This is a genomic window from Streptomyces sp. 3211.6 (assembly GCF_003634815.1).
Lineage (GTDB): Bacteria > Actinomycetota > Actinomycetes > Streptomycetales > Streptomycetaceae > Streptomyces > Streptomyces katrae_A.
In genome coordinates this window covers 6287422-6306612 of record NZ_RBXC01000001.1, presented here as the reverse complement: position 1 = coordinate 6306612, position 19191 = coordinate 6287422, and the positions used below count along the sequence as shown (strand labels likewise).

The following is a 19191-nucleotide window of genomic DNA, read 5'->3' as shown; positions in this document are numbered from 1 at the left end:
GGCGCGCCCCGATCCCCTAGGCTTCTAGAGATCGAGGTCGACCACGACCGGGGCGTGGTCGGAGGCTCCCTTGCCCTTGCGCTCCTCGCGGTCCACGTAGGCGTCCTTGACGGCCTTGGCGAAGGGCTCGTTGCCGTAGACCAGGTCGATGCGCATGCCCCTGTTCTTGGGGAAGCAGAGCTGGCGGTAGTCCCAGTACGTGTACGGGCGGTCGTACTTCAGCGGGCGGGGCACCACGTCGGACAGGCCGGCGCCGCGCAGTGCCTCCAGGGCCGCGCGCTCGGCCGGGGTGACGTGGGTCAGGCCCTCGAAGACGGCCGGGTCGTACACGTCCTCGTCGGTGGGGGCCACGTTGTAGTCGCCGAGCACCGCGAAGGGGCGGGGGCCGGCCGCGTCCTCGGCGACGGCGGCGGTCAGGGCGCGGAACCAGTCCAGCTTGTAGCCGTAGTGGTCGTGCTCGACCTCGCGGCCGTTGGGCACGTACACCGACCACAGGCGCACCCCGCCGCAGGTGGCGGAGATGGCCCGGGGCTCCTGCACGCCCTCGTAGTCCGGGCCGCCGGGGAGCCCGACGACGACGTCCTCCAGCCCGGCCCTGGACAGCAGGGCGACGCCGTTCCACCGGCCGGTGGCGTTGACGGCCGACTCGTAGCCCAGCTCGCGCAGCGCTTCGGCCGGGAACTGCTCGGCCGTGCACTTGGTCTCCTGGACGCAGAGCACGTCGGTGCCGGACGACTCCAGCCAGGCCAGCAGGCGGGGCAGCCGGGCGGTGATCGAGTTGACGTTGAACGTGGCGATACGCATGTCCACCAACCTACCGCCCGGCACCGACAGTCAGACGGTGGCGCTCTCTCCGGCCCCGAGGCGGCTGTGGGGAGCGCCGCCGAGGTTCGCCAGGGCCGTGTCGTAGATCGGCCGGGCGATGTCCGCGAGGTAGGCGTCGTGGATGTCGATCGCCCGGCGCGGCTTGACCTCGCGCACGTAGTCCACCACTTCGGCGATCTTGTTCCAGGGGGCGTGCACCGGCAGCATCAGGGTGTCGACGGGGGCGCCTGGGACGGTCAGCGCGTCGCCGGGGTGGAAGAGGGAGCCCTCGACGAGGTAGCCGACGTTGGTGACGCGCGGGATGTCCGGGTGGATCTCGGCGTGCAGTTCGCCGTGGACCTGGACCTGGAACCCGGCTGCGGTGAAGGTGTCGCCGTGGCCGACGGTGTGGACCCGGCCCGGGTAGGCGGCGGCCATCCGCTCCGCGACGCTGCGCAGGGTCCACAGGGCCGCCGCCGGGTTCGCGTCGAGGGCGGCGCGCAGCCGGCCCTCGTCGAAGTGGTCGGGGTGCTCGTGGGTGACCAGCAGGGCGTCCGCGCCCAGGCCCGCGTCCGGTTCGCTGAAGGCGCCCGGGTCGATGACGAGCGTGAGCCCGTCCTTCTCCAACTGGACGCAGGAGTGCAGCCGTTTGGTGAGCTTCATGATCCCACCCTATGCGGTGGGGTTAGGGAACGGTGGTGGAGACCACGTAGACGCGGGGGGCCTTGGGGTTGGTGAAGTCCACGGTGACGTCCCGGGTCGGGCGCGGGTCCGGGGCCTCCAGGGTGATCCCGGACCACTGGTGCCTGGGGCTCCAGCTCCAGCCCGCGACGTGCGCGTCCCGCTCGGAGACCGAGACCCCGGGGGTGAGCGCCCCGCGGCTGGTGCCGACGTCGGCCAGGAAGGTGTCCAGCTGCTCCGGGCTGACCTGGAACTGCACGTACAGCCGGCTGGTGTGCCAGTTGTTGGTCTCCAGGTAGCCGACGTGCGCGGCCATCAACGGGATCGGCACCTCGTAGATGCTGCGCTGCACCTTGGAGGGCCAGTCCGGGCGGACCTTGACGGCGCCGACCCGCGCGGCCTTGTCCCGGCCGCTCTCTCGGCTCTGCTGGGCGGAGATGGCCAGGTAGCCGGCCGGGACGCCGACGAGCAGCAGGATGATGAGCGCGGTGATCCAGCGCCGGCGCACGGTGCGGCGCCGCTCCTCGGCGGTGGGCGGCCGGCCGCCGCCGGCCTCGGGCGAGGAGGCCTGGCGGGGCAAGGTGGGCGGTGTCACTGCTGTTCCTGCTCCTCGGGGCCGGCGGCGCCGCGCCGGCCGTACTGCGCGTAGCGCTCGTACCGCTCCACGCGCCGGCGGGTGGCGCGCCGGAAGCGGCGGGCGACCAGCCGGGCGAGGTCGGCGGCGCCGACCATGCCCGCCTCGGGGCCCAGCTGCGCCTTGGCGATGCGGGCCTCGGGGCGGTAGCCGCGGCCGGTGAGGTGGCGCCGGAAGGCGTCCCGGGCGGGGCCGATGAGCAGGTCGTCGGCGGCGCTGACCCCACCGCCGATGACGAAGCACGAGGGGTCGAGGGCGGCGGCGAGGTTGGCGATGCCGACGCCGAGCCACTGGCCGATGTCCTGGAGCAGCTCGACGCACATGGCGTCGCCCTCGCGGGCCAGCTCGGTGATCAGCGGTCCGGTGATCTCGTGGACGTTGCCGCCGACCCTGGCGATGATGTTGTACGCGACCGGGGAGTCGGCGGCGGCCAGTTCGCGGGCCTCGCGGACCAGGGCGTTGCCGGAGCTGTACTGCTCCCAGCAGCCGCGGTTGCCACAGGGGCAGCGGTGCCCGCCGGGGACGACCTGCATGTGGCCGAACTCGCCGGCCACCCCGTAGCGGCCGCGCTTGACCTGGCCGCCCTCCAGGATGGCCCCGCCGATGCCGGTGCCCAGGGTGATCATGACGAGGTGGTCCTCGCCGCGTCCGGCGCCGAAGCGCCACTCGGCCCAGGCGGCGGTGTTGGCATCGTTGTCCACCATGACCGGGACGGCCAGGCGGGACTGGAGGGCGTCGCGCAGGGGCTCGTCCCGCCAGGCGAGGTGGGGGGCGAACAGCACGCGGGAGCGGTCGGCGTCGACCCAGCCGGCCGCACCGATGCCCACCGCGTGCACGTCGTGCCGGTCGGAGAGGTCCAGGACCAGCTCCACGATGGTGTCCTCGACCACCTTGGGGCTCTTGGACTTGTCGGGGGTCTCGGTGCGGATCTTCTCCAGGATCACCCCGTCGGCGTCGACGACGCCCGCCATCACCTTGGTGCCGCCGATGTCGATGCCGACCGTCGGGACGCGGGGGGCGGTCAGGTGGGAGCGGCGCTCACGGGTCCCGATGGTCCGCAGGACGGTGCCTCGCGCCGACCCGCGGTGGGTGAGCGAGAAGTCCCGGTAGGTGGTCATCGAGTGGTGTCGTCCCTGTCGGAGGCGGTGGCGGAGGTGGAGCCGGACGGGGTGTCCGGTCCTGATTCTGCCACCCGCTCCAGTTCGTGGCTCAGCTCCTCCAGCTCGGAGCCCCCGGCCATCTGCCGGGTGAGCTCGTCGAGGGTGATCGAGTCGCGGGTGTGGCTGCCCGCCATGGTGCCGCGCTTGAGGAGCACGAAGCGGTCCCCGACCAGGTGGGCGTGGTGCGGGTTGTGGGTGATGAGGACCACGCCGAGGCCGGCGTCGCGGGCTGCGGCGACGTACTTGAGGACCACGCCGGACTGCTTGACGCCGAGCGCGGCGGTGGGCTCGTCCAGGACGAGGACCTTCGCGCCGAAGTGGACGGCGCGGGCGATGGCCACGCACTGGCGCTCGCCGCCGGAGAGGGTGCCGATCGGCTGGTCGACGTCGCGCAGGTCGATGCCCATGCGCAGCAGCTCGGCGCGCGTGGTCTCGCGCATGCGGGCCACGTCGAGGCGGCGGAAGGGGCCGCGGCCCCTGGTGGGCTCGGAGCCGAGGAAGAAGTTCCGCCAGACCGGCATCAGGGGGACGACGGCGAGGTCCTGGTAGACGGTGGCGATGCCGCGGTCGAGGGCGGCGCGCGGGTTGGCCAGGGCGGTCTCCTCGCCCTCGATCTCGAAGGTTCCGGCGTCGTGCCGGTGCAGCCCCGCGATGATCTTGATGAGGGTGGACTTGCCGGCGCCGTTGTCGCCGAGGACGCAGGTGATCTCGCCGGCCGACACCTCCAGGGAGACGTCGCGCAGGGCGCGGATGTTGCCGTAGTACTTGCTGACGCCGGTCAGCTTGACCAGAGGTGTGCTCATGCCCGTGCCTCCGCCCGCTTGCGGACCCATGCGTTGAGCAGCGTGGCGAGCAGGAGCATGCCGCCGAGGAAGAACTTGAACCAGTCGGGGTTCCACTGGGCGTAGACGATGCCGTTGCTGGCCATGCCGAAGATGAACGCGCCGACGGCCGAGCCGATCGCGGAGCCGTAGCCGCCGGTCATCAGACAGCCGCCGATGACGGCCGCGATGATGTAGAGGAACTCGTTGCCGACGCCCTCCCCCGACTGGACGACGTCGAACGAGAAGAGGATGTGCTGCCCGGAGATCCAGGCGCAGAGCGCGACGCCCATGTAGAGGCCGATGCGGGTCTTCACGACGGGGACGCCGGTGGCGCGGGCCGCGTCCGCCCCACCGCCCACGGCGAAGATCCAGTTCCCGGCGCGGGTGCGCAGCAGGATCCAGGTGGCGACGGCGACCAGGGCCAGCCACCACAGGATGGTGACCTTGAGGGTGACCGAGCCGACGTTCCACTGGGAGGCGAACAGCGCGCGGGCCGAGGGGAAGCCCTCCATGTCGGCGATGGTCTTGGTGGAGACGGTGCCGCTGATCAGCTTGGTGAAGCCGAGGTTCAGACCGGTCAGCATCAGGAAGGTGCCGAGCGTGATGATGAAGCTGGGCAGCTTGGTGCGGGTCAGCATGAACCCGTTGAAGAAGCCGAGGGCGAGGGTGACCAGCAGGGACACCGCGACGCCCACCCAGACGTTGGCGGTCATCTGGTAGCTGAACATCGAGCTGAACAGCGCCGAGGTGGTCACCATGACGCCGGCGGAGAGGTCGAACTCCCCGCCGATCATCAGCAGCGCCACCGGGACCGCCATGATCCCGATGGTGGAGGCCGAGTAGAGGACCGTGCTGAGGCTGGAGGCCCGCAGGAAGCTGTCGGCGGCGAAGGAGAAGAAGACGAAGACGGCGGCGGCGCCGACGACCGCGCCCAGCTCGGGGCGGCCCAGCAGCCGGCGCACGTAGGAGACGGGCGCCAGCCGCTCGTCGGCCGCGGCCGGGGCGGCGGCGCTCATCGGCTGCCCCGCTTGATGAACGGCTCCAGCTTGCCCACCTGGTCCGCGGTGACGATCTGCGGGCCGGTCAGCACCGGGCGGCCGCCGCCGAGCACGTCCCCGTTGTAGCGGTAGAGCCACAGCAGGTCCACGGCCTCGTACCCCTGGAGGTAGGGCTGCTGGTCCACGGCGAAGCCCAGGGCGCCGGACTTCAGGTCGCGGGCGACGGACTCGTTGAGGTCGAAGGTGTCCACCTCGGCCTTGCTGCCCGCCGCCTCCTTGGCCTTGACGGCGGTGGGGGCGAAGGGGGCGCCCAGGGTGAGGATGCCGTCGACGGAGGGGTCGGCCTGGAGCTTGGCCTGGATGGCCGCCTGGACGGACGGCATGTTGGTGCCCTCGACGTACAGGTTCTCCATGCTGCCGCCGAAGGTCTTCTTCGCCCCGGCGCAGCGCTGCTCGTGGCCCACGTTGCCCTGTTCGTGCAGGACGCAGACCGCCTTCTTCAGGCCCCGCTTGGTCATCTCCGTGCCGACGGCCTCACCGGCGATCTCCTCGTCCTGGCCGATGTGGGCCAGCGCCCCGTACGCGGCGGACTGGGCGGAGCCGGAGTTGACCGTGATCACGGGGATGCCGGCCTTCACGGCCTTGCCGACGACGTCCTTGAGGGCATCGGGCTTGGCGAGGCTGACGATGATCCCGTCGACCTTCTGGTCGATGGCGTTCTGCACGAACTGGGCCTGCTGCTGCGCCTGGTCGTCGTGCGAGTAGACGAAGTTGATGTTGTCCTTCGCCGACGCCTCCTTGGCGCCCTTCTGCACGATGTCCCAGAAGGTGTCGCCGTCGCCCGCGTGCGTGACCATCGCGAAGGTCCAGCGCGGCGTGGACACGGCGGGCCGGCCCGCCTCGGCGGCCTTCGCCCGCTCCTCGGCGCGCTTGCCGCCCGTGCTGCTGCAGCCGGCGAGGGAGGCCCCCAGTACCGCCGCGAGCACGGCGCCGACGACGCGTACCCCTGTCCGAACCCTAGCCACGTCCCCGTGCCCTTCCCTCGTCCGTCATGAATCGGTCATTTCCGGTGTCAGCCGCCCAGTATCCGCCACAGTGGACCATGAAGGGTCACCGGGGCGTGCGGGCGCGGATTGACAGGTCCCCCTTACGGGGTCACGTTGAGTGCATGCGCATCGGGCTCATCGGAACGGGCCGGATCGGGTCCTTCCACGCGGCCGCACTGGCCCGTCTCCCGGACGCCGGCTCGCTGCTGCTGGCCGACGCGGAGCCGGGGCGGGCCGCGCGGCTCGCGGACCGGCTGGGGGCCACCGCCGCGCCCTCCGTCGACCAGGTGTTCACCTGGGGCGTGGACGCGCTGGTCGTGGCCTGTGCGACCGAGGGCCACGCCGACCTCGTGGTCCGGGCGGTGCGCGGCGGGCTGCCGGTGTTCTGCGAGAAGCCGCTGGCCCCCGGCCTGGAGCGGACCCTGGCGGTGCTGCGCGAGGTGGCCGCCGCCGGCGGCGTGCTCCAGGTGGGCTTCATGCGCCGCTTCGACGCCGGCTACCGGACCGCGCGCGAGCTGGTCCGTTCGGGTGCCCTGGGGCGGCTGCACACGGTCCGCACGATGACCGCCGACCCGGCGCCGCCGCCCGCCGCCTACCTCGCCGCCTCCGGGGGCCTGTACCGGGACTGCCTGGTGCACGACTTCGACATGGCGCGCTGGGTGACCGGCCGGGAGGTCACCGAGGTGTACGCGGCCGGTTCGGACGCCGGGCCGGCCGTCTTCCGCGAGAACGGCGACGTCGACACGGCGGCGGCCGTCCTCACCCTGACCGACGGGACCCTGGTGACCTGTACCGGCACGCGCTGCAACGGCGCCGGCTACGACGTGCGGATGGAGCTCTCCGGGGAGCGGGACCAGGTCTGCTGCGGGCTGGACGACCGTACGCCGATCGCCTCGACGGAGCCGCACGGCCCGCCCCCGGCGAGCAAGCCGTGGACCGGGTTCCTGGAGCGGTTCGCCCCCGCCTACGAGGCCGAGCTGGCTGCCTTCGTCCGGCTGGTGCGCGGCGAGGGGGACAACCCCTGCGACGGCCGGGAGGCACTGGCCGCCTTCCGGATCGCGGAGGCCTGCGAGCGCTCCCGCCGGGAGCGGCGCCCGGTACGGCTGGACGAGCTCGCTGACCTGTGACGGCGCCGCCGGGGCCGGTGGGGAAAGGGCCACGGGCGGCGGCTACCAGCGCACCGGCAGCCGGGCCACGCCCCGGATCAGGCTGCCCCCGAGCCACTGCGGCGGGCCGCCGGCGGGGTCCTCGGCCAGGTCGGGGAAGCGCTCCAGCAGTCCCTGGAAGGCGATGCGGCCCTCCAGGCGGGCGAGCGGGGCGCCGATGCAGAAGTGGATCCCGTGCCCGAAGGCGAGGTGGCCCTGGGGGGCGCGCCGGATGTCGAAGGCGTCGGGGTCCTCGTAGCGCCCGGGGTCACGGCCGGCGCCGGCCAGCGAGACGAGGACGGTGGCTCCGGCCGGGATGGCGGTGCCGCCGATCTCCAGGTCCTCGCGGGCGTAGCGGTAGGTGGCGTTCTGCACGGGACCGTCGTAGCGGAGCATCTCCTCGATCGCGCCGTCGAGCAGCCCGTCGGGGTCGGCGCGGAGCGCGGCCAGCTGCTGCGGATGGGCCAGCAGGGCGCGCGTGCCGTTGGAGATGAGGTTGACGGTGGTCTCGTGGCCGGCGATCAGCAGCAGGAAGGCCATGCCGATGAGCTCGGCCGCCGACAGCGCGTCACCGTCCTCGTCCCTGGTCCGGACGAGGGCGCTGAGCAGGTCCTCGCCGGGATCGCGGGTCTTGGCGGCGACGAGTCCGGCGAGGTAGTCGGCGAGCTCCCGGTGCGCGGTGCGCGCGGTCGCGGGGGTGGGCGCCAGGATCTCCCTGGACCAGTGCCTGAAGCGCTCGCGGTCGGGTCCGGGCACGCCGAGGAGTTCGCCGATCACGGTGATGGGCAGCGGGAAGGCGAAGGCCTCGATCAGGTCGGCGGAGCGCTCCGGGCGGGCGGCCATCGCGTCGAGGAGTTCGTCGGTGATCTGCCGGACGCGGGGGCGCATGGCCTGGACGCGGCGGGTGGTGAACTCGCGGGCCACCAGGCGGCGCAGCCGGGTGTGCTGGGGCGGGTCGGTCTCCAGCAGGTTGCTGTTGGCCACGGTCGCCGCGACGCCCTGGAGGACCGCGCCGCTCTTCCAGTCCTTCGCCAGCCCGGGGTGGGCGAGGGCCTGGCGGGCCTCGGCGTGGCCGACGACCAGGACCGCGGGCGCGTACTCGCCGGCCGAGACCTCGACCTGGTGGACCGGCCCCTTGGCCCGCAGCCGGGCGTAGTAGGAGTAGGGGTCCGCGGCGAAGCAGGGGTCGTTCGCGCTGATGTCCGGTTGTGGCATGCGGTCAGATTAGTGGCGGCCGCGGGTGTGCACCCCGTGGGTTCCGGCCACTCGCCGGTGGTCATCCGGCCAGGGCGCGGCGGTCCGGGGGCGGCGCCGCCGGGGACCGGGGCGGCGCCGCCGGGGACCGGGGCGGCGGCCGCCGGGGACCGGGGCGGCGGCCGCCGGGCGGGCGGCTCAGGCCTCGAAGTCGCGGAAGGGGGCCCGGCCCTTGGGGCGGTAGGTGTGGATGGCGGTGCCGCTGCCGGTGGTGCGCGAGGCGGTCAGCTCGCAGGCGGTGGGCAGGCCGCCGGTGGGGAACAGGCGCCGGCCCGCGCCCAGGAAGACCGGGAAGACGAGCAGGTTCAGCTCCTCCACCAGGTCCCGCGCGAGGAGCCACTGCGCGAGGCGCCCGCTGCCGTGTACCTGGAGCTCCCCCTCGATGGCGTCCTTGGCCCGGACGACCTCCGACTGGAGCTGTTCCCCGTCCAGGACGGCGGCCGGTCCCCAGGCGGGCTCCCGCAGGGTGGTGGAGGCGACGTATTTCGTCAGCCGGTTGAGCCGGTGGGCGATCGGGTTGGCGGGGTCGTCGTGGTGGGGCCAGTACGCGGCGAAGATCTCGTACGTGCGCCGGCCGAGCAGGAAGGCGCCGGCGCGGCCGAAGACCTCCTCCATGAACTCCTGCATGCCCGCGTCGGCGTGGGGGGCGAGCCAGCCGCCGTAGGCGAAGCCGTCGCTGTCGTCCTCGTGCCGCGCGCCGGGGGCCTGCATCACCCCGTCGAGGGTGAGGAAGGTGGTGAGGGTCAGTCTGCCCATGGGTCGGCGCTCCTCTGTCGGTGTCCTGTACCCCTCCAGACTCCCGGGCGCCCCGGGACTCATCGGTGCGGCGCGCGTGAACGCGAGGCCGGATTCCCGCCGGCGCCCCCGTTCCCCGCCGAATGTAATTGAACTCGCAACCAAATAGTTCGGGAGGGACACCGACATGAACCCGGCCGGCGGCCCGTACGCGGACCCGCAGCGGGTGACGACCGCGGCCGCGCCGCCTGACGCGGAACGCCGATGGGCGCACCGCGAACGCGGTGCGCCCATCGGGCCGTTGCCGGGCCCCGGGGGTGTCGGCCCCCGGGGCGGCCGGCGGGTGGAGCGGACTCAGCCGCCCAGCTCCTGGTGACGGGCTGCGTGCGCGGCCGCGCCGGCCTCCGTCAGCGAACCGAACAGGCGCAGGCGGGAGAAGCCGCCGTCCGGGAAGATGTCGATCCGTACGTGCGTGCCGACCGCGGGGGTGTCCAGCACGAAGCGGTGGTTGGTGTCGGGCTGCAGGCGGGTGCGCGGCAGGAACTCCGTCCACTCGCCCTCCTCGCCCGTCTTGACCGACAGCGAGGCCCAGCCGGCCGAGTTGCCCTTGAGGTAGGCGGTGTCGATCTCGACGGCGCGGATCTCGGACTCGGCGACGAGCTGGTAGCGGATCCAGTCGTTGCCGTTGTCGCGGCGGCGGGCGGTCTCCCAGCCGTCGTCCATCTTGCGGGAGCGGCCCGGGTTGATGGTGTTGGTCGGCGGGGAGTAGAAGCGGTTGGAGGCGTCCTCGACGGAGCCGCCGTTCTCCAGGGCCACGACGTCGAAGGTGCCCAGCGCGGCGAGCCACTTCGGGTCGGGGCGGACCTCGCCGTAGACGCGCAGGCGGGCGATACCGCCGTCCGGGTGCTGGTTGAGGCGCAGGTGGGTGAAGCGCTGCTCGACGTTGACCTCGAAGCCGTTGGCCGCGTGGCCGCCGACCGGGGTGCGCTCGACCAGCGGCGTCCACTTGACGTCGTCGGAGAGCAGTTCCTCCGCGGTCGGGGAGCCCTCGACCGCGGTGCCCTGGATGGACACGGCCTGCGGCATGTTGCCGCGGAAGTGGGCGGTGTCGACCACGATGCCGCGGATGACGCCGGGGGCGCCGAGGCGGATCAGCGCGAAGTCGTGGTCCTCGGCGGTCGGCCAGGGCTGCTCGGCGGAGACGCCGCGGCGGCGGCGGGTCTCCCAGCCGTCCATGACCTTGCCCTTGTGGCCGAAGTGCTCGGGGTCGAAGTGCGCGGCCTCGGCGATCAGCAGGTTCTCGCGCTCGGCGAAGAACTCGTCGTTGGCGGCGATCACACCGGCGCCCAGCTCGCGGGCGGCGAGGTTGGCGTACTGGGTGAACCCGAACTCCGCGGTGCGGTAGTCCGCGTACGGGTCGCCGCCCCCGTACGGGTTCGCGTTGCCGGTGAAGGAGGCCGGTCCAGTCGAACGCTGTGCCACTGTCAGTTCTGCCTTTCAAGGAGGAGGCCCGTGGGCTCGGTCGGGGTGCCGTGGTCGGCGATCTGCGTGCCGCGCAGCCAGGTGGACTTCACGACGCCGTGCAGGGTCTTGCCCGCGTACGCCGTGACCTGGTTGCGGTGGTGGAGTTCGGCCGGGTCCACGGTGAAGGTCTCTTCGGGGGCCAGGACGGCGAAGTCGGCGTCGCGGCCGGCCTCGATGGCGCCCTTGGCGGCGAGTCCGGCCAGCGCGGCCGGGGCGGTGGACATCCAGCGCGCGACCTCCTCGAGGGTGCGGCCGCGCTTGCGGGCCTCGGTCCAGATGGCCGGCAGACCCAGCTGGAGGGAGGAGATGCCGCCCCAGGCGGTGGCGAAGTCACCGGTCTTCAGGTCCGCGGTGGACGGCGAGTGGTCGGAGACGATGCAGTCGATGGTGCCGTCGGCGAGCGCGTCCCACAGGACGTCCTGGTTCGCGGCCTCGCGGATGGGCGGGCAGCACTTGAACTCGGTGGCGCCGTCGGGGACTTCCTCGGCGGTGAGGGTGAGGAAGTGCGGGCAGGACTCGACCGTGATCTGCACGCCCTCGGCCTTGGCCGCGGCGATCAGCGGCAGCGCGGAGGCGGAGGACAGGTGCAGGACGTGCACGCGGGCGTTCAGCCGCTTCGCCTGGGCGATCAGGTTCTCGATCGCGGTGTTCTCGGCGTCCTGGGGGCGGGAGGCGAGGAAGTCGGCGTACTTGGGGCCCGGGTTCTGCGGCGCGGACTCCAGGTGGTGCGGGTCCTCGGCGTGGACGATCAGCAGGCCGCCGAAGCCGGTGATCTCGGCGAGGGAGGTGGCCAGCTGCTCCTGGTCCAGCAGCGGGAACTCGTCGACGCCGGAGGGGGACAGGAAGCACTTGAAGCCGAACACGCCGGCGTCGTGCAGCGGGCGCAGGTCCTTGACGTTGTCGGGCAGGGCGCCGCCCCAGAAGCCGACGTCCACGTGCGCCTTGGTCCGGGCGACCTCCTGCTTGACGCGGAGGTTGCCGACCGTGGTGGTGGGCGGCAGGGAGTTGAGGGGCATGTCGAGGAGGGTGGTGATGCCTCCGGCGGCGGCCGCGCGGGTCGCCGTCCAGAAGCCCTCCCACTCGGTGCGGCCCGGGTCGTTGACGTGGACGTGGGTGTCCACGAGGCCGGGGAGCAGGACGTCGTCGCCGAAGTCCTCGAGCCGGGCTCCGGCCGGTGCCTCGGCCTCGTACGCCAGCACGGCCGCGATCTTCCCGCCGGCGACGGCCACCGAGGCGGCGCGCGTCCCCTCGGGGGTGATGACGCGCGTCGAGCGCAGTACCAGTTCCACAGGCACGTCGGCCACCGGAACCTCCCCATCTACTTCCACAGAGCGAAATTCAACGTTCTGTTGACGGAGTCTTCACCCCGATCCGGGGCCAGTCAAGAGTGCCCGGAGGGACCACTGACGCGCCTGCATCGCAATTGGATGTTTCCACGAGATGGAATTAAGATTTCACTATCCAGAATGTAGCTACCACCACCGGCACCCGGGCGGGTAACTTCCCGAGGACGTCCGCCACCAGGACAAACCGCCTCTGACCGGCGGGGACGGCCGAGGCCCGGCTCTAGGGCGGAGGTCGACCGACCGGTAGGCTGCTTCCTTGCCTGCCAGCACCGAAAGGACCGCGCCGTGCCGACGTCCAGCGCCAGCACCACCGACGCTTCCGCCAAGCCCACCGCCGCCGGCGGTGGCGTCCAGTCCCTCGAGCGCGCCTTCGATCTGCTCGAACGGATGGCCGACGCCGGGGGCGAAGTCGGTCTCAGCGAGCTCTCCGCCGCGAGCGGGCTGCCCCTGCCGACCATCCACCGCCTGATGCGCACCCTCGTCGCCTGCGGCTACGTCCGGCAGCAGCCCAACCGACGGTACTCCCTCGGGCCCCGCCTGATCCGGCTCGGCGAGTCCGCGTCGCGGCTGCTGGGCACCTGGGCGCGCCCCTACCTCGCCCGGCTGGTCGAGGAGACGGGCGAGACCGCGAACATGGCCCTGCTCGACGGGGACGAGATCGTCTACGTCGCCCAGGTGCCGTCCAAGCACTCCATGCGCATGTTCACCGAGGTCGGCCGCCGGGTGCTGCCGCACTCCACCGGCGTGGGCAAGGCGCTGCTCGCCCACACCCCGGCCGAGGAGGTACGGGCGCTGCTGGCCCGCACCGGGATGCCGGCCGCGACCGAGAAGACCATCACCACGCCCGAGGGCTTCCTGGAGGCGCTGGAGCAGGTCCGCAAGACCGGGTACGCGGTCGACGACAACGAGCAGGAGATAGGGGTCCGCTGCCTGGCCGTGTCGGTGCCGAACTCGCCGACCGCCGCCGCGATCTCGATCTCGGGTCCGGCCGGCCGGGTGACGCAGGAGGTCGCCGAGTCCTTCGTGCCGATCCTGCAGGGCGTGGCCGCGGAACTGTCGGTGGCCCTGCAGAGCCAGACCCCCGCGTAGGCCTGCGTACGCGTACGAGAGCCCCGGCGCCCCTCCCCCTGCGGGGGGCGCCGGGGCTCTCGCGTACGCGGGCCCGGGTCGGCCGGCGCTCAGGCCGCCGGGGCCGCGGAGGGCTCGGCGGGCCGGGCGCCGTGGGCGAGGCGGCCGTCGGTCATGGTCGCCGTGCGGTCCATCCGGTCCAGGTGGGCGTGGTCGTGCGTGACCAGCACGGTGGCCGTGGAGCGCTCGCGGGTGAGGGTGACCAGCAGGTCGAGGACGGCCGCGCCCCTCTCGTGGTCCAGGGCGCTGGTGGGCTCGTCGACCAGCAGCACGGAGGGCTCGTTCATCAGGGCGCGGGCGATGTTCACCCGCTGGCGCTGCCCGCCGGAGAGCTGGTGGGGGCGCCGGTCGGCCTTGTCGGCCAGGCCCACCGCGTCCAGCAGTTCCAGGGCCCGCCGGCGCAGCTGCCGGGCGGGGCGGCCGGAGAGGTGGGCCATCACCTGCAACTGCTCGGCGGCGGTCAGCGAGGCCAGCAGGTTCGGCTGCTGGAAGACGATGCCGATCTCCTCGCGGCGCAGGGCGGCCTTCTCGCCGGCGCCGAGCCGCGCGGTGTCCCGGCCCGCGACGAGCACCCGGCCGGAGTCGGGGGTGACCAGGGTGGCCGCGACGGCCAGCAGGCTGGACTTCCCGGAGCCCGAGGGCCCCACGATCGCGGTCAGGGTGCCGGCGGGCACCTCCAGCTCCACCGCGTCGAGGGCGGTCAGGCGACCGTCGCCGTCGGGGTAGGTGAGCGTGACGTCGTGGAGGAAGAGGGTCATCGGGCGCTCCCCAGGGCGGTCAGCGGGTCGACGGCGGTGATCCGCCGGATGGACAGGGCCGCGCCCAGCGCACCGAGCACGATCATGATCCCGGCGGGGGCCAGCACGGTGGCGGCGTCGAGGACGAAGGGCACGTCCCCGCCGCTGATCAGGGCCCCGATCCCGGACGCGAGGGCGGTGCCCGCGCCGGTGCCGATGGCCAGCATCACCACGGCCTGGCCGAGGGCGTCCTTCAGCAGGTACGGGGTGGAGGCGCCGAGCGCCTTGAGGACGGCGACGTCCCCGCTGCGCTGGATGGTCCACACGGTGAAGAAGGCCCCTATGACCAGCGCCGAGATGGCGAAGAGGAAGCCGCGCATCAGCTGGAGCGAGCCGTTCTCGGCCTGGTAGGACCCTATGGCGCCCAGGGCCTCGTCGACGCTCTGGCTGCGGGTGCCGGCCGCCTTGTCGCCGGCGGCCCAGTCCACGTCCCCGGAGCCGTCGAGGGCGAGGACGGTGGCGGAGGTCCCGGAGGAGGGGCCGGGGTTGCCGACGCGCTGCCAGTCGCCCAGGTCCGCCCAGACGACCGGGGTGTGGCTGTAGGCGGCGGTGCCCGAGACGGCGGCGACGGTCAGCTCCAGCGGACCGGCCCGGAACCGGTCCCCGGCGGTGAGCCCGCCCAGTTCCCCGGCGGCCTTCTCGGAGAGGACGGCCCTGCCCGGGCCCAGCCCCGTCCCGGCGGGGGCCAGGCGGCCGCCGGGCTCGACGCCGAAGACGGAGACGGCGGCCGTGCGCTCGCCGGCGAGGGCGTTGGTGGTGCGGATGCCGAGCGGCTCCGCGGCCTTGACGCCGGGGCGCCCGCGCCAGGCCTGCCAGGCGCTCTCGGGCAGCTGGGAGCTGGTGAAGGACACCTTCTGGTCCCCGGGCGGGACGGCGAAGGCCAGGCGCGAGGCGGGCAGGCCGGTGATGGCCGAGATGTTCTCCCGGGCCAGGCCGGACGTGAGGCCGGACAGCAGGCCGACCAGCAGCGTGATGAGCAGGACGACCGAGCCCATGAGGGCGAAGCGGCCCCTGGCGAACCGTAGATCTCTCCATGCGACGAACATGTCCCCCACCTTGGTCGCCCGCCCGCGTCCCGGGCATCGCGCCACGGGAGGGATCCTGGTATCGAAGGAGGCATTCCGATATCGAACTTTCGGTTGACCGGGGGCCCCGGCGGCCCGCTTACGCTGGTCGGACGATGTCCTCCGCCCCCGCCGCCCCCGCCCGCCCCCTGACCCCCGTCACCCGCGTCCTGCGGCTGTGCCTGCACGCCCTGTTCGCCGGGCTGCTCGCGCTGGCCGCCGGCCGGTCCGTCACCGGCTCCGCGCCCCGGGCCGGGTGGGTCGTCGCCGTCTGCGCCGTGCTGGCCGCCGTGTACGCGGCGGGGGTACGGGCCCCGGCCGTCGGGCGGTCGGCGCGCGCGGCCGGGGCGTGGCTGGCGGGGATGGGCGCGGTGTGGGCCGCGCTGCTCGCCCTGTCCCCCGACGGGCTGTGGCTGGCGTTCCCGCTGTACTTCCTGGAACTGCACCTGCTGCGGCTGCGCTGGGCGCTGGCGGCGGTCGCGGTGACGGCCGGCGCGGCGATCGGCGGGTTCCTGGCGCACAGTGGCGCCGTCACCCCGGGGGCCTTCCTCGGGCCGCTGCTGGGCGGGGCCGTGGCGGTGGCCACCGTGCTCGGCTACCAGGCGCTGTACCGGGAGAGCGAGCGGCGCCGCGAGCTGATCGAGGAGCTGATCGCCACCCGGGCCGAACTGGCCGCGGCCGAGCGGGGGGCGGGGATCCTCGCCGAGCGGGAGCGGCTGGCCCGGGAGATCCACGACACGCTCGCACAGGGCCTGTCCTCGATCCAGCTGCTGCTGCGGGCGGCCGAGCGGGCCCTGTCGGAATCCCCGGCGGCCCCCGGCCCCGCTCCGTCGGACGACACGGCGGGGCCGTCCCCGGCAGCGCCCGCGGCGGCCACGGCGGCCACGGCGGGTGCGGCCCCGGCGGGTGCGGCCCCGGCGGCGCCCGGGACGGCCACCGCGGGCACGGCCGGCGCGGGCCCGGTGGCGCCCGCGGCGGCAGCGCTCGGGCACATCGCCCGGGCCCGGGAGGCCGCTCAGGAGAACCTTGCCGAAGCGCGCCGGTTCGTGCGGGCCCTGACACCCCCGGACCTGGAGCACGGCTCGCTGGCGGCGGCGCTGGAGCGGCTGTGCTCGGGCGCGCCGGGCCCGCGCGTGCGCTTCTCGGTCAGCGGCCCGCCGCGCGAGCTGCCCACCCCCTACGAGGTCGCCCTGCTGCGGATCGCCCAGTCGGCGCTGGCCAACGTGGTGCGGCACGCCCGGGCGGACCGGGCGGAGATCACGCTCACCTTCATGGACACCTCGGTCACGCTGGACGTCGTCGACGACGGCCGGGGCTTCGACCCCGCCTCGGCCCCGTCCGGCGGGGGCGGCTTCGGCCTGCCCGCGATGCGGGCGCGGGCCCAGTCGCTGGGCGGGCTGTTCACCGTGGAGTCCGACCCGGGCCAGGGCACCGCCGTGGCCGTCACCCTGCCGCTGCCCCTGGAGGCCTGACGATGACCATCCGGCTCCTGCTCGCCGACGACCACCCGGTGGTCCGCGCCGGGCTGCGCGCGGTGCTGGATACCGAACCGGACTTCGCGGTGGTCGCGGAGGCGGCGACGGCGGAGCGGGCCGTGGAGCTGGCGGCGTCGGAGCCTGTGGACGTGGTGCTGATGGACCTCCAGTTCGGCGCCGGGATGCACGGCTCGGCGGCCACGGCGGCGATCACCGCCCGCCCGGGCGGGCCCCGGGTGCTGGTCCTGACCACCTACGACACGGACGCGGACATCCTCGCGGCGGTGGAGGCGGGGGCCTCCGGCTACCTGCTCAAGGACGCCCCGCCGGAGGAACTGGCGGCGGCCGTGCGCACGGCCGCGGCCGGCCAGTCGGCGCTGGCCCCGGCGGTGGCGCTGCGGCTGATGGACCGGATGCGGACCCCGGCGGAGGCGCTGACGAAGCGGGAGCTGGAGGTGCTCCAGCTGGTCGCGGACGGGCTGTCGAACCAGCAGATCTCCAAGCGGCTCTTCCTCAGCCAGGCCACCGTCAAGTCCCACCTGGTACACGTCTACGCCAAGCTCGGCGTGGACTCCCGTACGGCGGCGGTGGCGGCGGCCGCCACCCGCCGGCTGATCCGCACACCCTGACATCAGCGGAATATCGGTTTTGCAGCAGCGTCGTGATCATTAAGGTCTGGACCATGAATTCCTTGATCACACGCTCCGCGGCCTCGGCCGCGCTGACCGTCTCCCTCCTCTTCGGCTCCGCCGCCGCGGCCTCCGCGGCCACGCCCGCCGAGCCCGACATCACCGGCCTGAGCTGCGGCTTCGACAACCGGACCCCGCCCCCGCCCGTCACCCTCGGCAACAAGGGCCGGACCGTCCTGGAGGCCCGCTGCCTGCTGACCTTCTGGACGGGGCTGCAGGCGACCGAGGAGGAGCCGAAGGACGTGTTCGGGCCGGACGCGGAGTCGGCCACCCGGTACTTCCAGGGGACGCGGAAGCTGCCCGAGACCGGCGTGGTCGACGCCGCGACCTGGACCGAGCTGCGCCACAGCTGAGCCGCCCGCCCCTGCGGCGGCCACTCAGGCGACCCAGTAGGGCCGGTCCACCCCCGGGGCCAGGGGCACGCCGTCGTGGAAGGCCGCCGCGAGGAGGCGCACGCCCTCGTCGAGGCGGTCGGGCGCCAGGGTGTAGGGGATGCGCAGCCGGTGCTCGAAGGTGCCGGGGTCGACGCCGAAGCGGGCGCCCCGGCCGATGTGCACTCCGGCGGCGGCCGCCCGCTCGGCCAGGGCGGAGCTGACGGGCTCGCCGAGGTCGACCCAGAGCGAGAGGCCGCCCGGCGGCAGCCGCCAGGACCACTCCGGGGTGTGCCGCTCCAGCGAGCCCACCAGGGCCGCCCGCTGGACCCGCAGCTCCGCGAGCCGCCGGGGCAGACACCGGTCCATGTCCTCCAGCAGCGGCAGGGCCACCACCTGGTCGAGGACGGAGCCGGTCATGTCGGACGACACCCGGACCGCCGTCAGCTCGTTGACGAGCTTCGCGGTGGCCCGGATCCAGCCGACCCGCAGCCCGCCCCAGTAGGTCTTGCTCAGCGAGCCGATGGTGATCACGTGGTCGGCGCCGGAGCGCGGGGCGAGCGAGGCCAGCGGGGCGGGGGCCGGCACGTCCAGGGCGATGTCGGCGATGGTCTCGTCCACCACCAGCCAGGTCCCGGTGGCCCGGGTCGCCGCCAGCAGCCGCAGCCGGTGCTCCTCGGGCATGAGGGCGCCGGTCGGGTTGTGGAAGTCCGGGATGGTGTAGGCCAGCCGGGGGACGGTCTGGTGGAGGGTGGACTCGGCCGTCTCCATGTCCCAGCCCGCGTCGGACACGGGGACGGAACCGGTGCGCAGCCGGGCGTGGCGCAGGGCGTCGAGGGCGTTGGCGTAGGTCGGGCTCTCGGTGACGACCCGGTCGCCGGGCCGGCAGAGCAGGCTGACGACCAGGGCGAAGGCCTGCTGGGCGCCGGCGGTGACCAGGATCTGCTCGGGTCGGGTGGGCAGCCCGCGCCGGGTGAACCGGTCGGCGACGGCCGCGCGCAGGTCGGGCAGGCCGAAGGGGTGGTAGCCGGGGCTGCGGGCGAGGGCGGACAGGCGGGGGGCCGCCCAGGCGAGGGCCTGCGTGAGGCTGTCGTCGGGGGCTCCCATGGCGGCGATGGCGAGGTCGATGCCGGGGTCCCCGTCGGCCCGGACGCCGACCGCGCCGGTCAGCAGGTGGGCGCCGACGGGCCCGTGTCCCTCGGGGAGCTCGGTCCAGGTGCCGGAGCCGCGCCGGCTGCGGACGTAGCCGCTCTCGCGCAGCAGGTCGTAGGCGCCGGTCACGGTGGCGCGGCTCGCCCCGACGGCCTCGGCGAGCTCGCGTTCGGCGGGGAGCCGGACGTACAGGGCGATCCTGCCGTCGAGGATCAGGGTGCGGACGGCGTCGGCCAGGGAGCGGTAGCCGGGGCGGGCCAGTACCTCGGCCGGGAGCATCGCCGCCAGTTGCCGGCTGCCGACCGTCCTGTCGGCCGTATGGACCACTCTGCGGACCTCTCGCCCGTTCGCCATGCCAACCTCC

The 19191-nt window shown here is 73.8% G+C and carries 19 protein-coding genes; 5 read left to right on the top strand and 14 right to left on the bottom strand.

Annotated elements, in window-relative coordinates; all coding sequences use genetic code 11:
• Positions 1-24: 24 nt before the first annotated feature.
• The 7 genes from BX286_RS28990 to BX286_RS28960 are packed head-to-tail and all read right to left on the bottom strand — an operon-like array spanning position 25 to position 6126.
• Entirely contained in the window at positions 25-804 is a 780-nt protein-coding gene (locus BX286_RS28990) for an exodeoxyribonuclease III (protein WP_079430456.1), read from the bottom strand.
• Positions 805-834: 30 nt separating this feature from the next.
• Complete coding sequence (locus BX286_RS28985) at positions 835-1467, bottom strand: MBL fold metallo-hydrolase (RefSeq protein ID WP_079430455.1); 633 nt, start codon at positions 1465-1467, stop codon at positions 835-837.
• A 22-nt stretch (positions 1468-1489) separates the two neighbouring features.
• Positions 1490-2080: a hypothetical protein gene (locus BX286_RS28980; protein WP_079430453.1), complete on the bottom strand. Its 591-nt coding sequence runs from the start codon at positions 2078-2080 to the stop codon at positions 1490-1492.
• Positions 2077-3237, bottom strand: coding sequence for an ROK family glucokinase (locus tag BX286_RS28975; protein ID WP_079430451.1), 1161 nt, complete (start codon positions 3235-3237; stop codon positions 2077-2079). Before BX286_RS28975 ends, BX286_RS28980 begins: the two co-directional genes overlap by 4 nt.
• Positions 3234-4082, bottom strand: coding sequence for an ATP-binding cassette domain-containing protein (locus tag BX286_RS28970; RefSeq protein WP_261993539.1), 849 nt, complete (start codon positions 4080-4082; stop codon positions 3234-3236). The genes BX286_RS28975 and BX286_RS28970 overlap by 4 nt, the downstream gene beginning before the upstream one ends.
• Positions 4079-5119, bottom strand: a complete 1041-nt coding sequence (locus tag BX286_RS28965) for an ABC transporter permease (RefSeq protein ID WP_079430449.1) — start codon at positions 5117-5119, stop codon at positions 4079-4081. The genes BX286_RS28970 and BX286_RS28965 overlap by 4 nt, the downstream gene beginning before the upstream one ends.
• The gene (locus tag BX286_RS28960) at positions 5116-6126 is read right to left on the bottom strand and encodes a sugar ABC transporter substrate-binding protein (protein WP_079430447.1); all 1011 of its coding nucleotides are present in this window, start codon (positions 6124-6126) and stop codon (positions 5116-5118) included. The genes BX286_RS28965 and BX286_RS28960 overlap by 4 nt, the downstream gene beginning before the upstream one ends.
• 143 nt (positions 6127-6269) lie before the next feature.
• Between BX286_RS28960 and BX286_RS28955 the strand changes: the two genes are divergently transcribed.
• Positions 6270-7274, top strand: a complete 1005-nt coding sequence (locus BX286_RS28955; protein WP_079430445.1) for a Gfo/Idh/MocA family oxidoreductase — start codon at positions 6270-6272, stop codon at positions 7272-7274.
• 42 nt (positions 7275-7316) lie between these two features.
• Here the strand turns inward: BX286_RS28955 and BX286_RS28950 are convergent, their stop codons facing one another.
• The 4 genes from BX286_RS28950 to allB form a co-directional block, all read right to left on the bottom strand.
• A complete protein-coding gene (locus BX286_RS28950; RefSeq protein ID WP_079430444.1) occupies positions 7317-8507 on the bottom strand; it encodes a cytochrome P450 in 1191 nt (396 codons plus the stop codon).
• 177 nt (positions 8508-8684) lie between these two features.
• Complete coding sequence (locus tag BX286_RS28945; protein WP_079430443.1) at positions 8685-9302, bottom strand: dihydrofolate reductase family protein; 618 nt, start codon at positions 9300-9302, stop codon at positions 8685-8687.
• A gap of 333 nt (positions 9303-9635) precedes the next feature.
• Entirely contained in the window at positions 9636-10763 is a 1128-nt protein-coding gene (gene alc, locus BX286_RS28940) for an allantoicase (RefSeq protein WP_079430442.1), read from the bottom strand.
• Positions 10764-10765: 2 nt separating this feature from the next.
• The gene (allB, locus tag BX286_RS28935; protein ID WP_398898904.1) at positions 10766-12100 is read right to left on the bottom strand and encodes an allantoinase AllB; all 1335 of its coding nucleotides are present in this window, start codon (positions 12098-12100) and stop codon (positions 10766-10768) included.
• A gap of 336 nt (positions 12101-12436) precedes the next feature.
• Here allB and BX286_RS28930 point away from each other — a divergent pair, with 336 nt between their 5' ends.
• Positions 12437-13240, top strand: coding sequence for an IclR family transcriptional regulator (locus BX286_RS28930; RefSeq protein ID WP_079430440.1), 804 nt, complete (start codon positions 12437-12439; stop codon positions 13238-13240).
• A gap of 89 nt (positions 13241-13329) precedes the next feature.
• Here BX286_RS28930 and BX286_RS28925 read toward each other — a convergent pair whose 3' ends face one another.
• Entirely contained in the window at positions 13330-14037 is a 708-nt protein-coding gene (locus BX286_RS28925; RefSeq protein WP_079430439.1) for an ABC transporter ATP-binding protein, read from the bottom strand.
• A complete protein-coding gene (locus BX286_RS28920) occupies positions 14034-15122 on the bottom strand; it encodes an ABC transporter permease (RefSeq protein ID WP_121016733.1) in 1089 nt (362 codons plus the stop codon). Before BX286_RS28920 ends, BX286_RS28925 begins: the two co-directional genes overlap by 4 nt.
• A gap of 134 nt (positions 15123-15256) precedes the next feature.
• Here BX286_RS28920 and BX286_RS37595 point away from each other — a divergent pair, with 134 nt between their 5' ends.
• From BX286_RS37595 to BX286_RS28905, 3 genes are all read left to right on the top strand, one after another.
• On the top strand, positions 15257-16612 hold the full coding sequence (locus BX286_RS37595; protein ID WP_121016731.1) for a sensor histidine kinase: 1356 nt from the start codon (positions 15257-15259) through the stop codon (positions 16610-16612).
• Between the two features lie 2 nt (positions 16613-16614).
• On the top strand, positions 16615-17244 hold the full coding sequence (locus tag BX286_RS28910) for a response regulator transcription factor (protein WP_042815756.1): 630 nt from the start codon (positions 16615-16617) through the stop codon (positions 17242-17244).
• Positions 17245-17306: 62 nt separating this feature from the next.
• The gene (locus tag BX286_RS28905) at positions 17307-17657 is read left to right on the top strand and encodes a peptidoglycan-binding protein (RefSeq protein ID WP_187344212.1); all 351 of its coding nucleotides are present in this window, start codon (positions 17307-17309) and stop codon (positions 17655-17657) included.
• A gap of 24 nt (positions 17658-17681) precedes the next feature.
• On the opposite strand, the gene BX286_RS28900 is transcribed toward BX286_RS28905, so the two are convergent.
• Positions 17682-19181 carry a PLP-dependent aminotransferase family protein gene (locus BX286_RS28900; protein WP_121016730.1) on the bottom strand — a complete coding sequence of 500 codons (1500 nt, stop codon included), beginning with the start codon at positions 19179-19181 and terminating at the stop codon, positions 17682-17684.
• Positions 19182-19191 lie beyond the last annotated feature (10 nt).